General features: G+C 70.4%; 12 protein-coding genes. 9 read left to right on the forward strand and 3 right to left on the reverse strand.

Annotated elements, in window-relative coordinates:
* Window positions 1-257 precede the first annotated feature (257 nt).
* Complete coding sequence (locus tag ACSDR0_RS41690; protein WP_435294490.1) at window positions 258-1226, reverse strand: TolB family protein; 969 nt, start codon at window positions 1224-1226, stop codon at window positions 258-260.
* Window positions 1227-1328: 102 nt separating this feature from the next.
* Window positions 1329-2360, reverse strand: coding sequence for a LacI family DNA-binding transcriptional regulator (locus tag ACSDR0_RS41695; protein WP_435294491.1), 1032 nt, complete (start codon window positions 2358-2360; stop codon window positions 1329-1331).
* 165 nt (window positions 2361-2525) lie between these two features.
* Between ACSDR0_RS41695 and ACSDR0_RS41700 the strand changes: the two genes are divergently transcribed.
* From ACSDR0_RS41700 to ACSDR0_RS41715, 4 genes are read left to right on the forward strand one after another with little or no spacing between them, the layout of a single operon-like run.
* Entirely contained in the window at window positions 2526-4421 is a 1896-nt protein-coding gene (locus tag ACSDR0_RS41700) for a glycoside hydrolase family 127 protein (RefSeq protein ID WP_435294492.1), read from the forward strand.
* Window positions 4422-4434: 13 nt separating this feature from the next.
* Entirely contained in the window at window positions 4435-5802 is a 1368-nt protein-coding gene (locus ACSDR0_RS41705) for an extracellular solute-binding protein (protein WP_435294493.1), read from the forward strand.
* Window positions 5802-6701 carry a carbohydrate ABC transporter permease gene (locus ACSDR0_RS41710; protein WP_435294494.1) on the forward strand — a complete coding sequence of 300 codons (900 nt, stop codon included), beginning with the start codon at window positions 5802-5804 and terminating at the stop codon, window positions 6699-6701. The genes ACSDR0_RS41705 and ACSDR0_RS41710 overlap by 1 nt, the downstream gene beginning before the upstream one ends.
* Window positions 6698-7600 carry a carbohydrate ABC transporter permease gene (locus ACSDR0_RS41715; protein ID WP_435294495.1) on the forward strand — a complete coding sequence of 301 codons (903 nt, stop codon included), beginning with the start codon at window positions 6698-6700 and terminating at the stop codon, window positions 7598-7600. The genes ACSDR0_RS41710 and ACSDR0_RS41715 overlap by 4 nt, the downstream gene beginning before the upstream one ends.
* Window positions 7601-7712: 112 nt before the next feature.
* Here ACSDR0_RS41715 and ACSDR0_RS41720 read toward each other — a convergent pair whose 3' ends face one another.
* On the reverse strand, window positions 7713-8480 hold the full coding sequence (locus ACSDR0_RS41720) for a VOC family protein (protein WP_435294496.1): 768 nt from the start codon (window positions 8478-8480) through the stop codon (window positions 7713-7715).
* 388 nt (window positions 8481-8868) lie between these two features.
* Between ACSDR0_RS41720 and ACSDR0_RS41725 the strand changes: the two genes are divergently transcribed.
* From ACSDR0_RS41725 to ACSDR0_RS41745, 5 genes are all read left to right on the forward strand, one after another.
* Window positions 8869-10116, forward strand: a complete 1248-nt coding sequence (locus ACSDR0_RS41725) for a hypothetical protein (protein WP_435294497.1) — start codon at window positions 8869-8871, stop codon at window positions 10114-10116.
* 242 nt (window positions 10117-10358) lie between these two features.
* A complete protein-coding gene (locus ACSDR0_RS41730; protein ID WP_435294498.1) occupies window positions 10359-10517 on the forward strand; it encodes a hypothetical protein in 159 nt (52 codons plus the stop codon).
* 200 nt (window positions 10518-10717) lie between these two features.
* Entirely contained in the window at window positions 10718-12118 is a 1401-nt protein-coding gene (locus ACSDR0_RS41735; protein WP_435294499.1) for an alpha/beta fold hydrolase, read from the forward strand.
* Window positions 12119-12128: 10 nt separating this feature from the next.
* Window positions 12129-13445, forward strand: a complete 1317-nt coding sequence (locus ACSDR0_RS41740; RefSeq protein WP_435294500.1) for a sensor histidine kinase — start codon at window positions 12129-12131, stop codon at window positions 13443-13445.
* Window positions 13442-14089 carry a response regulator gene (locus tag ACSDR0_RS41745; protein WP_435294501.1) on the forward strand — a complete coding sequence of 216 codons (648 nt, stop codon included), beginning with the start codon at window positions 13442-13444 and terminating at the stop codon, window positions 14087-14089. Before ACSDR0_RS41740 ends, ACSDR0_RS41745 begins: the two co-directional genes overlap by 4 nt.
* Window positions 14090-14117 lie beyond the last annotated feature (28 nt).

Consider the following 14117-nt stretch of genomic DNA (forward strand, 5'->3'; position numbering starts at 1 on the left):
CGGCTACGGGTGCTGCTCACCGCCACCGGCACCTCCTCCGTCGGCCTGCTGGAGGTCAAGGCCTACGGGACCTGACCCGGCCCGAGCGGCCCGTGAACCGGGACACCGGATTCACGATTCACCGGATTCACGATTCACCGTGAGGATCGGGTTCGCCGAGACGCCACCGCCCGGCCGCCTCGGCGAACCCGATCCTCGCGCCGGTTTCTCGGTGCCCGTGGCACAACCCGTTGAGCGCCGGCGGCGACGGCCGGTCGTCAGCCCTTGCCGCGCGCCTCGAACCGGAGGTAGATGCCCTGCTTCTCCGGCGACCTGAGCAGGGTCTCGACGACCTTGCCCCTGAGGTCCACGATGCCCACGCCCTCGGGGGTCGGCGCGAGCAGATGGCGCTCGTCGTACCAGCCCAGCACGGGACTCCAGGCGGGGCTGGAGGCCAGCTTGATCCTGGTGACGGCCTTGCCGGTGGCCGTGTCCCACACGCAGGCGGACTTCTCCAGCGAGGCGCAGGCGGTGACGAAGCGGCGGCCCGACGGGGTGAACGTCCCCTGTCCCTGGGCCGCCGGGCGTCCGCGTACATGCCAGGTCCGCTTGACGGCGCCCGTGAGGTCGTACCGGCGGATGGCGGATTTTCCGTTCTTGCCCCAGCGCACCACGACACCCTTGCCGTCGCGGGTCCACTGGAAGCCGCCGACGGTGATGAGGGCGTTCTCGATGCGGACGAAGCGGGCCTTCAGCGTGGGCACGTCGATCAGGACGATGCCCTCGGAACGGGGCTCGGAGCCCGGCTCGAACACGTTGAGCAGCAGGTGGCGGCCGTCCGGGGACCATGTGGGCCAGAGCGTCTGCAGGTACCGGCCCTCCTGCTGGGGATCGGCCGGGACGGGCAGTTCCACGTTCTTCCTGGCGCCGGACCTGCGGTCCAGGAACGCCATCGTCGGCCTGCCGGAGAGCCCGGCCTCGGGGAGGGTAGCCGTCCAGCGCTCGTCGGGCGACACGGCGACCTCCCCCTCCGTCTCGACGAACGCGCGCTTGGCCGGATCCCAGGCCCACTTCTTGAAGGGCGCCCCGGTCGACGCCGTCGAGTAGGAGGTGAGCTGGATCGGCCGACCCGCCATCTTGGCCACGACCTTGGTCGAGGTACCGGGCAGCTTGCCGACCGGCGGCTGGACGGGGGCGGCGCCGAGCGCGGTGGTCATGGCCAGGGCGGCGGCCAAGTTCATGATCATGTCTGCTCCTGGAGGCTCCGGTGCGTCAGCGGAGCCTACAAGATCATGGGAAAAGCCGGGGCGAAGGTCGACGGTTCGGAAACAGGCGCTCAGGGCCGCCGCTCAGCCGGGGGTGACCCCGGTCGACTCGCGCGGGACCAGATCGCACGGGACCGTCTGCACCCCGCCGGGCGGCGGGGACCCGGCGATCGCGTCCAGCAGGTGCTCGGCCGCGACCCGGCCGATCTCGCCCAGGCTCATGTCGACGGTCGTCAGGGGCGGCCTGCTGCCCAACGCCATCGGCTCCCAGTTGTCGAAGCCCACCAGTGCGACGTCGGCGGGGATGAGGCGGCCGCGCTCGCGCAGGGTCTCGGCGGCGCCGCGGGCGATCTGGTCGCTGCCGCAGAAGATCGCGTCGAGCTCGGGCCGGGCGCGAAGGAGGATGTCGGCGCCCTGCCGCCCCCACTCCTCCGACCAGTCGCCGAACAGCGGCGCGCCGGCGGGCTCGACGCCCGCCGCGCCGAGCGTCTCCGACAGCCCCGCCGCGCGCAGCCGGGCCGCCTGGAACCGCTCGGGTCCCGTGACGTGGCCGATGCGGGTGCGGCCGGTGGCGAGAAGATGCCTCGCGGCCAGCACGCCGCCGCCGAAATCATCGGGGATGACCGAGATGTCGGTCGGTTCCGTGGACTGGGTCATCGCGTACACGACCGGTACCGGCAGATCGGTGCCGATGCTCGGGCGGGCCTCGGTGCGCCGCCCGGTCACGATGATGCCCTCGACCCGGCGCGCGAGCAGCCGCTGGACGTAGTGCCGCTCGCGGATGGGGTCGTCGCGGGTGTCGCACATGAACACCGAGATCTGTCCGGCGCCCAGCGCGTCCTCCGCGCCGAGCATGACCGGGATGCTGAAGCGGCCGAAGCTGTCGCCGGTCACCAGGCCCACGGTGTAGGTGCGGCCGGCCAGCAGACCCTGGGCGAGGGTGTTGGGGCGGAAACCGAGCAGTCCGGCGGCGGCCGTCACCCGGGCCCTCGTCTCGTCGCGCATCCGGCCGCGGCCGTTGAGCGCTTTGGACGCGGTTCCGATCGACACGCCGGCGGCTGCCGCGACATCTCTGATCGTGACCGCCTTTCCGGGTCCGCCGGAAGGGTTGGACAACCGTTTTCCTCCTTGGCTCAGCTCGTATCCCGCATGGTATCTGCTATCGAGCTGGGAAGACACAGACTCTTGACCCCTGCTGTGTCACACCTTACCTTCGGTTTGAGAAAACCTATTCTCTGTTTTCCGATAGTCCGCTGTTTCCCGCTCGGCGTGAGGAGCTCGATGGGTGCCTTCCACGAACAGGTCCGCGGCCCCGCCGTACCGACACCGGAGTCCCGGGCGGTGCGGCGCCCGCTGGGGGTCGGCGAGGTGGTGATCACCGGCGGGCCCCTGGGCCGCTGGCAGGAGATCAACCGCGCGGCCAGCATCCCGCTCGGGTTGGTCCAGATGGAACGGGCGGGCAGCCTGCCCAACCTCAGGCGCGCGGCCGGTACGGAGGAAGGGGAGTTCCAGGGCTACCGCTTCCAGGACTCCGACCTCTACAAGCAGCTGGAGGCGGTGGCCTGGGAGCACGGCAGGGCACCCGCCGCCGAGTACGAGGAGTTCGTCGACCAGTCGGCGCGGGTGCTCGCCGCGGCGCAGCGCGCCGACGGCTACCTCAACTCCCACTACCAGGTGGTCAAGCCGGACAAGATCTACGCCGAGCTCGAGTACAGCCAGGAGATGTACTGCGCGGGCCACCTGTTCCAGGCGGCGGTGGCCGCGGCCCGCGTCGGGGTGGGCGAGGAGCTGGTGGCCGTCGCCAGGAGGTTCGCCGACCACCTGGTCGAGGTGTTCCTGCGGGGAGGCGACGACGGCATCGACGGGCACGCCGAGGTCGAGTCCGCGCTGGTGGAGCTCTACCGGCTGACGGGGGAGGGCTCCTACCTGGAGCTGGCCAGGAAGCTGATCGACAACCGGGGGAAGGGGCTGATCAAGGACAGTGGCATGGGGCCCCTCTACGCCCAGGACCACCTGCCGGTCAGGGAGGCCGACACACCGGTGGGACACGCGGTGCGCCAGCTCTACCTGGAGGCCGGGATCGTCGACGTCTACCTGGAGACGGGCGACGAGTCACTGCTGGAGTGCTCGGTGCGGCGCTGGGAGGACATGGTCGCCACCAAGACCTACCTCACCGGCGGCGTGGGCTCACGCCACGACGGCGAGGCGTTCGGCGAGCGGTACGAGCTGCCGCCGGACCGCGCCTACAACGAGAGCTGCGCGGCGATCGCCGGCGTCTACTGGAACTGGCGACTGCTGCTGGCCACCGGCAGGGGACGCTACGCCGACCTGATCGAACGCACTCTCTACAACGCGCTGGCCGCCTCCACCTCGGCCGACGGCGTCCGGTTCTTCTACGTCAACCCGCTCCAGCGCAGGAGCGACCTGGTCGAGGACGCCTATCTCGGGCGCCGGCGAGACTGGTTCGCCTGTGCCTGCTGCCCGCCCAACATCATGCGCACGATCTCCTCCCTGGGCCACTACGTCGCCACGAGCGGCGACCGGTCGCTCGTCGTGCACCAGTACGTGCCGGGGGTCGTCCGCTCCGGCGAGTTCGCGGTGTCCGTCGCCACCGACTTCCCGTGGGACGGCAAGGTCACCTTCACCGTCGAGCGGGCGCCGGAGCGGGAGTGGACGCTCGGCCTCCGCGTTCCCGCGTGGAGCGCCGTCACCACCGTGGACGGGCTGCCCGCCGCCCCGGACGACGACGGGTACGTCTCCCTGGAGCGCACCTGGCGCCCCGGCGACACGGTCGAGCTCGAACTTGACCTGACGCCGCGCCTGATCCACCCGCACCGGCGGATCGACGCGGTACGCGGAAGCGTCGCCGTCGAGCGGGGGCCGCTCGTCTACTGCTTCGAGCAGACCGACCAGGGCGTCGACGTCGAGGAGCTCGCGCTGAGCCCGCGGGCCGAGCTGCGCGTGCTCGACAAGGACGACCTGCCCGGCGTCGGCAGGACCGTCCTCATCGAGGCCGACGCCCTCGCGATCACCCAGCCCGGCGACGGCCTGCCGTACCTGGCCACCCCTTCCGACCACCTCGCGACCAGCGCGCACGTGACCGCCACGGCCGTCCCCTACTTCCAGTGGGACAACCGTGACGGTGGCGCGATGCGGGTCTGGCTCCCCCTCGCGTAAAGGAACAACGACCATGAGAAGACGAGACCTGTTCAGGATGGGCGGCCTGGCCGCCCTCGGCGCCGCCGCCGGGGCCTGCGGCAGCGACGGCGGATCGAGTTCGGCGGGCAAGGTCCAGCTGCAGTTCATGTACTGGGGCTCGACCTTCGAGAAGCAGGCCGTCGACAAGATGCTCAAGGTCTACGAGCAGCGGCACGCCGGGGTGAGGGTCAAGCCGCTCTACACCCCGGACGAGTACGACGTGAAGCTCAACAGCCTGATCGCCGGCGGCCGGGTGCCCGACGCCGGGTACGTGCCGATGTCGATGTCCTTCCGCCTGGCCGAGCAGGGCAGGCTGGTCAACCTCTTCCCCTTCCTGAAGAAGTACCCGCAGCTGGGCGGCTATCTGCCCGACGCCTACCTCTGGTACGGCCAGGACAAGCTGCACGGGCTGGCCACGGCCAACGAGGTCGAGCTGCTGTGGTTCGGCAAGGCGGCCGTCGCGGAGGCCGGGATCACCCCGCCGGTGCGGGCGGCCGACGCCTGGTCGTGGGACGAGATGGTGCAGAACGCCTACAAGCTCACCATCGACCAGGGCGGCAGGCACCCCGACGAGACCGGCTTCGACCCCGGGCAGATCAAGCAGTTCGGCATCTCCAGCAGCATCACCTACAGCGCCGCCTGGTATCCCTTCCTGCGCAGCAACGGCGCCGACTTCGCCGACGAGGCCGGCACCAGGTGCCTGCTCGACAGCCCCGAGGCCATCGAGGTGTTCCAGAACCTGCAGGACCTCGTCTACAAGCACCGCGTCGCGCCCGGCCCCGGCCAGCTCGCCGCGACCGGCGACGACGTGCCCGGCACCAACATCCTGCTGAAGACCAAGCGCGTCGCGATGGTCGTCGACGGCCACTGGAGCCTGCTCGACATGAACGAGAGCAAGGTCGACTACGGCATCGGCGTGCTCCCCAGGTACGGGGAGCCGTTCACCACGACCCAGGTCGCGGGCGCCTCGGCCATCTTCGCGGGCACCAAGCACGTGGAGGAGGCGGTGGAGCTGTTCGCCTTCCACAACGACCCGCGCTATGTCGACCTGTTCAAGCAGGGCCTGTGGATGCCGCAGGAGAAGAAGTACTACGAGGACCAGGCGGCCATCGACTCCTGGATCAAGAACGAGACGCACCCGCCGGAGTTCAGGACCGCGGTCGTCGACTACACGCGCGAGCACGGTGTGCCCGACATCCGCAACCGGGTCAAGAACCTGTCGGCGATCTCCAGTGACGTGCTCACCCCCGCCCTGCAGGAGATCGAATCCGGCAAGCGCCCGGCGGGCGAGGTGCTCAAGGAGGTCGCCCCGAAGATCACCGGCATGCTCCAGGGCTGGCACCACACCCAGGGCCTGTGATGGCCCGGCTCTCCGGCCAGCGCAGACTCGAACGGCGCTGGGGACTCCTCATGGCGATCCCGGCGGTCCTCGGTTTCGCCGTCTTCACCGTCGGTCCCATGATCGCGTCGCTGTTCCTCAGCTTGACCGACTGGCAGATCGGCGGCACCCCCTCCTTCGTCGGGGTGGACAACTACACCTCGATGCTGGACGACGAGCTGTTCTGGAAATCGCTGAGCGCCACCACCTACTACACCCTCGGCGCCGTCCCGCTCGTCCTGATCGTCAGCTTCGCCGTGGCCATGCTGCTCAACCAGAGGGTGCGCGGCCTGTCGCTGTGGCGGACGATCTTCTACCTGCCGACGCTGGTCCCCGCGATCGCCAACGTGGTCCTCTGGATCTGGATCTTCAATCCGGACTTCGGGCTGCTCAACTCGCTGCTCCGCCAGGCCGGCCTGCCCGGGTCCCAGTGGATCTACGACGAGGGTACCGCCATCCCCTCGCTGATCGTCATGAGTACCTGGGGATTCGGGAACACCATGGTGATCTTCCTGGCCGGGCTCCAGGGAGTGCCCAGGCACCTGTACGAGGCGGTGTCCATCGACGGCGGCGGGCCGCTGCGCCGCTTCTGGCACGTGACGCTGCCGATGATGACGCCGACCATCTTCTACAACCTCGTGGTCGGCGTCGTCGGCACCTTCCAGGTCTTCAACCAGGCCTACGTGATGACCGAGGGCGGCCCCAACCAGTCCACCCTCTTCTACGTCTACTACCTGTTCCGCAAGGCGTTCACCGAGAGCGAGATGGGATACGCCAGCGCGCTGGCCTGGGTCCTGTTCATGATCATCATGGTGATCACCTTCCTGCTGTTCCGTAACGCCCGCCGATGGGTCTACTACGAGATGGCGGGCGCCCGATGACCACGCTGACCGCCCCGGACAAGCCCCGCGTCGGGGGAGTGGCGCCCGTCGCAGGGTTGCGCCGGCCCAGGAGATACGGCAAGGCGCTGGTCTATCTGGCCCTCCTCGCCGGCGCCGTCCCCACCCTGCTGCCGTTCGTCTGGCTGATCCGCAGCGCTCTCATGCAGGACGGCCAGATGTTCGTCGCGCCACCCGAGTGGATTCCCGATCCCTTCGAATGGGGCAACTTCAGCGGCGCGCTCACCGCCCAGCCCTTCGGCCGCTATCTTCTCAACACCGTCGTCATCGCCGTGGTCAGCGTCCTCGGCACCGTGCTCACCTGCTCGGTCGCCGCCTTCAGCTTCTCCAGGCTCCGCTGGCGCGGCCGCAACGTCGTCTTCGCGGTCCTGCTCAGCAGCGTGATGCTGCCCTACGCGGTCACCCTCATTCCCACCTTCGTGATGTGGCAGGAGCTCGGCGCGCTCGACACGATCCTGCCCCTCACCGTGCCGAGCTGGTTCGCCGGAGCGAGCGGCGGGGTGTTCAACGTGTTCCTGCTGCGGCAGTTCTTCCTGACCATCCCCTTCGAGCTGGACGAGGCCGCCTACATCGACGGGGCCTCGCCCTGGCGGGTGTTCTGGACGATCGTCATGCCGCTGTCGAGACCCGCGATCATCGTGGTCACCATCTTCACCTTCATCGGCACCTGGAACGACTTCCTCGGCCCCCTGCTCTATCTTCAGAACGAGGAGAACTACACCCTCTCTCTCGGACTGGCCTCCTTCCAGAGCATGTACATCACCCAGTGGGGATATCTCATGGCGGCCTCCGCCGCCGTCATCGCCCCGATCATCGCGCTCTTCTTCTTCCTGCAGCGCTACTTCATCGAAGGCGTCACCCTCACCGGCATCAAGAACTGACCCGCACCGCCCCGTCACGGGCCGCCGATCGGGCGGCGGGGCACCCGTGCCCGATCGGCGGCCCGTACGAGATCTCGTGGCGGGGAGCCGCCGGCCGGGTGCCCCGCGCGGGTCAGCCGCCGACGCTGGTGATGACGGCGAAGCGCGCGCCGTGGGGGTCGCGGAGCACGGCGAAACGGCCGACGCCCTCGATGTCCGCGGCGGACGCGACGAGCTCGCCGCCGAGCTCCCGCGCCCGGACGACGGACGCGTCACAGTCGGCCACCTCGAAGTACGGCAGCCAGTGCGCCCTGTCGCCCGCCTGGAGCCGCTGGACGCCTCCCAGGTCCGGGCTCTCGCCCTCGGAGGTCGACAGCAGGAGGTAGGGCATGTCGCCGAACGAGATGTCCTGAATCTTCCAGTCGAAGACCGTCTGGTAGAAGGGACGGACGGCGTCGGGGTCGGGGACGTACAGCTCGAACCAGGTCACGGAGCCGTCCTCGGTGACAAGGTCCAGGCCCTTGGTCGTGCCCGGCTGCCAGACGGCGAACTCCGCGCCACCGGGATCGGTGAACCCGGCCATCCGGCCCTTGGTGAAGACGTCGTCCGGCGCGATGCGCACGGTCCCGCCCGCCTGCTCGACCGCCTTCGCCGTGGTGTCGGCGTCGGAGGTCTGGAAGTAGGGCGTCCACGCCGAGACCGCTCCCTCCTCGCTGAGCGGCCCGACGGCGGCGACGGTCTTGCCGTCGAGCTGGAAGAAGCCGTAACCACCCGCGTGGGGGCCTGCCGACTGGAAGTGCCAGCCGAACAGGGGGCCGTAGAAGGCGGTGGTGGCCTCGGTGTCGGGCGTGCCCAGGTCGATCCAGTTGGGGGCGCCAGGGACAAATCGGGTGGTGAGCATGATCTCTTCCTTCGACGTGTTCGCGCGCCGGCGGCCCGTCCTGCGGGCTTCCGTGCGCGGGGGAACGAAACCGTTGAGGCGGTCGCCCACCAGCCTGGCAGAACCCGCCGACAGTTCCCGCCGCCGATCGCCGGTGGGCGCCCGGCGGACGGCCCCCGAGGGAAACCCGCCCCCACAAGAGCCCCACAAGAGCTTTACAAGAGCGTTACAAGGGTCCGCGCGCAGCATCTGTCGTAGCCGGGCGACGGTCCCGGACGGCCGCGGGTCCAGCACGGGGGGACCGCTCGCGCCGGCGGAGCGCTCATCGCTCCGCGGTGACGGCGCCCGCCCCCGAGCGCCCGCGAAGGCCACAGGAGATGTGGCCTCACATCAGATGTCAGGTGAAAAAATGTCACGTCGTACATCCCCCTCCTCCAAGAGAGCGAAAGCCGCGACGGTGGCGCTGCTCGCCGCCGCGACCACCGTCCTCGGTCCGCTCTCCTCGGCTGTCGCCGACCCCGGGCCGTCCCGGCCGGCGGCGTCCGTGACCGGTGACGCCGACCTGGTCCGGCGGCAGGCGCCCATGCTCACCCTGGCCGACGAACTGGAGGCGGCCGGCAAGACCGGCTCCGGTTTCGCCGGCGTCGCCCTGGACGTCCCGGCCGGGGTCGTCCACCTGTACTGGAAGGGCACCGCGCCGCGGGCGGTCGAGGTCGCGACGGCGAAGGCGCCGGCGGGCGTCCGGGTGGAGGTGCACCCGGCGGCGCACTCCGCCGAGGAACTGCGGGAACGGGCGGACGCGATCATCCGGAAGCACGGCCTGAGCACCGGCGGCGACGTCCACCGGGTGACACCGCTGGAGGACGGCAGCGGGCTGGAACTGGGTGTCGTGCGGACGCCGGGAACACCCGTCACGCGGGCCGCGGCCGAGCCGCTCGTGACCCGCACCGAGGTGGAGGAGCCGGTCGCGCCCTATGACGGCCGCAGGGGCGGAGGTTCGCCGTTCGAGGGCGGCATCCGGATCAACGGCTGCAGCGCGGCCTTCACCGCGGTGGCCCTGCCCGAGGGGCCGGGCGGGCCCGAGACCGAGAAGCTGCTCGGTGCGGCGCACTGCGTCGACTACGTGGGGCAACTGGTGTACACCGGAAACGTCCTCGTCGGCCATGTCGAGGCGGTCAACCCCGAGCTGGACACGTCGCTCATCGCGGTGGCCCCGGGCACGTCCATCACCGGCTGGATGTGGGACGGCGGCGTGGGCGACGGGTCGGAGTTCACCAAGCCTGTCCAGGGCACCTCCGCGCCGCGTAAGGGCACGCTGGTCTGCACCTCCGGCGCGGCGAGCGGCGTCCACTGCGACATCAAGATCTCAAAGACCGGCTCGACCCTCGACTGGGGGACGCACGTCTCCCGGGCGGTGTCGATCGGCGACCAGCTCCAGGGCGAGCTCGCCGCGGGCGACGGGGACAGCGGTGGACCGGTGTTCACGCTCGAAAGCAACTTCAGTTCCGTCCTGGCCGCCGGGGTGATCATCGGCGGGGACCCCAAGCGCCCGGCGACGTGCACCTACCTGTCCACCGAGTGCTCCACCCGGGTCTTCTTCACCGACTTCCGCGCGGTGCAGTCCCACTGGGCCCCCCTGTACATCATGGCGGGCTGACGGCCGGTCGCGAAGGACCCGTCGCGCCGTCCGCCGCCGGCGGGCCGGAGAGGACCTGGGTCCACGACGTCCCGCGCGTCGCCGAGTTTCCGAAGCGCGGAGCGATGCGCGGTGGATCGTCCGTCACCGTCGCGTTCCGGTCGCCGTCGAGGGTGAGTCCGGTGAATGCCGCCTCATCGGATCCGTACGGCTGGAGCCATGTGGCCGTTCCGGGCCGAAATCCTGCTCTCCGGAACGCCGGAGTGGGTATTCGGCCCACCGGGACCGGCGGGGCGCCCTACCTGACGGCGCACATCAGCCGGTTCGGCCTGTATGCCACCGATGTGCTGCGGCTACGTCCCGATGACTTCGACCCTGACCTGCCCGAGATCGACTTCACCACCCTGGCCGAGGCGGCGTAGCACTCCATCTGGATCTCGCTCGCACCAGGATGGCGTCCAGATTGTCGGCGTTGGCGTGGCGGGTCGTAGGTATGTCCTGTGGCAGATGTGGCGGGAGATCGGCGTGCCTAGTCTGTGAGGTCATCTGCGGCGCTCGCCGCACCATCCTGTTGGAGGTTTCGATGACCTGGCCACGATCGGTCTTGCTTGCCTTGCCCCTCATGATGACGGTGGGAGTGTACGCTCCAGCCGCCTCCGCCTCGTCCAGTGGGGCGCCGGCGCCACTCCTGACCTGGTCCGCCTGCGAGGGGAAGATCTCGGCCGAGCTGCAGTGCGCCACGTTGACCGTACCCGTCGACTGGTCGAAGCCCGGCGGGAAGACGATCACCCTCACTGTGGGCAGGGCGCCGGCGACCGGTGCGGCGGCGGGCACCGTCTTGTTCAGCCCCGGAGGTCCCGGTGGCGCCGGCGTTCAGGCGTTGTCCCGGGCGCTGCCCCACTTCGCCGGTCTGCGTACCCGGATGGACGTCGTCACCTGGAACCCGCGTGGCGGGGTGAGCGGTGAGCACATCCCGCTGGAGTCTTGCGCGGCCGGTCCCGTAGTCGCCACTCCGGACAGCCGGCGCGAGTACGATCAGGCGCTCAAGGCGAACGCCGCCGGGATCGCTCTCTGCCGGGACGCCGTGCCCGAGTTGTTCGCCAACCTGGACTCCGCCACCCAGGCTCGTGACATGGACGCCATCCGCGCTGCCCTGGGCGAGGAGAAGATTTCCTTCTTCGGAAACTCCTACGGCGGCGTGCTCGGGGCCTCCTACGCGCGGCTGTTCCCGCAGCGGCTTCGCGCGATGGCGGTGGACAGCGTACCCGACCACGTGGACCCGCTCGCGAAGTCGGAGCGACTGCAATATAAGGGCTTGGAGGCGGGGTTCCAGCGGTTCGTCCGTTGGTGCGCCGGCTCCTCCGACTGCGTGCTGCGCGGGACCGGCGTGGAGAAGACCTGGCAGGCCGTCGTGCGGCGGGCCGAGCGTCGTCCCTTGCCCGGTGCCGCGGCCGCCGGTGAGCGCCGCTACGACGGTGACGACCTGAAGTTCCTGGCCTACGGCCTGGTCGACAGCACGGCGGAGTGGCCCGCGCTGGCCAAGGCCATCGCGGGCGCCGCCAAGGGCGACGCGTCCGGTTTCGACCCGCAAGGCCGCGGCATGCCGCCGCGGGTGACCGCCATGCTCGCGGTGAACTGCGCCGACGGATTCCGCTACGACGGCTACCACGCCTACCGTGCGGCGGTGCGACGCTCGGTCAAGGCGTCGCCGAACTTCTCCGGCATGCGGGAGAACGCCTGGCTCGCCTGCTCGCCGTGGGCGGCCAAGGCCGCCAACCCGCCGGCGCCCCTGCCGGCCCGCAAGCTCCCGCCGCTGCTCGGCGTCGGCCCGGTCTACGAGTACCCCTCTGTCCGCGCCATCACCGACCAGGTCCCCGGCTCGGTCACGGTCAAGTACGACGGCATCGGCCACGGCCGGTACCTGAACGCCGGCGACCCCTGCGTGATCGGCCACGTGGACCGGTACCTGATCGACGGCAAGGTGCCCGCGCCCGGCACCACGTGCCCCGCCTGGCCGGCGTGATACTGGTCGCGTGAGACGACCAGCGGCTTTCCGCCCCTTTCTGACCGGCGTCTGGCGACGTATGCCGCTCATGGGCCGCGATGCCCTGCTCGCCTGCGCCGTGGCGATCCTCGCGCTGACAGTGTCGGCACTGGACGAATGGTGGCGCGGTCAGCCTGCCGAGATTACCGATGTGGGCGCGGCGGCGGCGTGGGCGGCGCCGATTCTGGCCGCCTGCGCGCCGCTGGCGCTGCGCAGGCGGCTGCCGCTGACGGCAGTAGTTGCGTCCGCGATGGTGATGCTCGCGCTCGGCCTCGCGCTGGAGCGCGACGCCGGGATCTGGGTCCTGGGCCTGATCGTCGCCTCGGCGGCCTACCACCGCCATCGGCTGCGCTCGGCACTCCTGATCGGCTCGGTCGCCTGGGCGGTGGCGGCCGGCCTTGGGGGCACGTCCGTGCCGGACCTCGCTACCGTGTCCGTCTACGCGGCAGCCGGCGCGGCGCCGGTCGCCGTCGGGTACGCGCTGCGGCTGCGGGCCGACCGCGCCGTGCAGGCCGCGCGGCTACAGCGTGCCCGGGAGGAGCAGGCACGCTCACAGGAGGCCGCGCGGATCGCCCGGGAGGTTCATGACGTCGTCGGGCATCACCTCAGCGCGATCAGGCTGCAGGCGGTCGGCGCCCGGCGGGCGCTGGCCGGTCACGACTGCGAGGCCGACCGCGCGCTGGCCGGGATCGCCGGTCTGTCGGCCGAGGCGCTGGCCGAGATTCGGGGACTGCTGGCGACCTTGGTGCGATCGGACCGCGAGGACCACGCTTACAGCGGAGGCCTCGCCGACTTGCCCGCGCTGGCGGAACGCAGTGGCGGGCCGGAATTGGCAGTCGCCCTGGAGGTCGACCCTCGCCTTGACAGCACCATCCACCCCGAGACGGCGGCCTGTGCCTACCGGATCGTGCAGGAGGCGCTGACCAATGTGACGCGGCACTCCACGGCCGCGCTGGCCTCGGTCACGGTCCGTGCGGTGAGCCGCCGGGTCGTCGTCACCATCGACGACCCAGGCCCGCCCCGGCCGTCGGCCGGCGGCGAAGCGGCCGACGACGGTGTTCTGAGCGGTGGGCACCGCAGTGGGCAGGGCCTGGCGGGCATGCGCGAGCGCGTGGCGGCGCTCCGAGGGCACTGCCACATCGGCCCGCACGGCAGGGCGGGCTGGCGGGTGCGCGTCAGCCTGCCCGTGCTCCCACCGCATGCGCGTGACGAGCACAGATCGGCGGTGACGGCCGGCGGTGCAGAACCCGGCCCTTCCACGATGTCCTCTGCGTACAGTCATCCGGCCCGGCAGGTGGTCCCGTGATCCGGCTGCTGATCGCCGACGACCAGCATCTCGCCCGCGAGGGTCTGCGGCAGTTGCTCAGCCATGAGCCAGATATCGCCTTCCTCGGTGCCGCGCGTGACGGGGCCGAGCTGATCAGCATGGCGCGCGAGCACCAGCCGGACGTGATCCTCACTGACCTGCGGATGCCGGGCACGGACGGGATCACGGCGATCCGGCGGCTGACGGCGCGGGCGCCGGATAGGCCGATCATCGCGCTGACCACGTTCGACACCGACGAATACCTCTTCGGGGCACTCGAAGCGGGCGCCGTGGGCTTCCTGCTCAAGGACGGCGACCCCGACCTCTATCTGGCAGCGATACGCGCGGCCCACCGAGGTCAGGGACTGATCGACCCGCAGGTCACCCGCAGGCTCGTGCGCCGCTTCGCCACCCCACCGGTGCGAGGCCATGGCCTGGAGCTGACGATCCGGGAAACGGAGGTCCTCCGCCTGGTCGCGCTGGGCCGGTCCAACGCCGAAATCGCCGGGGAACTGCGCATCGCCACAGGCACCGTCAAGATCCACGTGTCGCGTGTCCTGTCCAAGATCGGCGTGCGCACCCGTATCCAAGCCGCAATCCATGCCTACCGCTCAGGATTGGTGTCCTCGGATGAGGAGAAGTGACAAGCCCCATCGGCACCGTCGCCGGGCC

The sequence above is a fragment of the Streptosporangium sp. G11 genome, from assembly GCF_051192615.1.
Classification (GTDB): domain Bacteria; phylum Actinomycetota; class Actinomycetes; order Streptosporangiales; family Streptosporangiaceae; genus Streptosporangium.

What these genes read in the sequence shown, in the direction of transcription:
- ACSDR0_RS41725 (WP_435294497.1), top strand. Translation starts at nt 8,869, where the DNA reads ATGTCACGTCGTACATCCCCCTCCTCCAAGAGAGCGAAAGCCGCGACG.
- ACSDR0_RS41710 (WP_435294494.1), top strand. Translation starts at nt 5,802, where the DNA reads ATGGCCCGGCTCTCCGGCCAGCGCAGACTCGAACGGCGCTGGGGACTC.
- ACSDR0_RS41720 (WP_435294496.1), bottom strand. Translation starts at nt 8,480, where the DNA reads ATGCTCACCACCCGATTTGTCCCTGGCGCCCCCAACTGGATCGACCTG.
- ACSDR0_RS41705 (WP_435294493.1), top strand. Translation starts at nt 4,435, where the DNA reads ATGAGAAGACGAGACCTGTTCAGGATGGGCGGCCTGGCCGCCCTCGGC.
- ACSDR0_RS41700 (WP_435294492.1), top strand. Translation starts at nt 2,526, where the DNA reads ATGGGTGCCTTCCACGAACAGGTCCGCGGCCCCGCCGTACCGACACCG.
- ACSDR0_RS41690 (WP_435294490.1), bottom strand. Translation starts at nt 1,226, where the DNA reads ATGATCATGAACTTGGCCGCCGCCCTGGCCATGACCACCGCGCTCGGC.
- ACSDR0_RS41735 (WP_435294499.1), top strand. Translation starts at nt 10,718, where the DNA reads ATGATGACGGTGGGAGTGTACGCTCCAGCCGCCTCCGCCTCGTCCAGT.
- ACSDR0_RS41715 (WP_435294495.1), top strand. Translation starts at nt 6,698, where the DNA reads ATGACCACGCTGACCGCCCCGGACAAGCCCCGCGTCGGGGGAGTGGCG.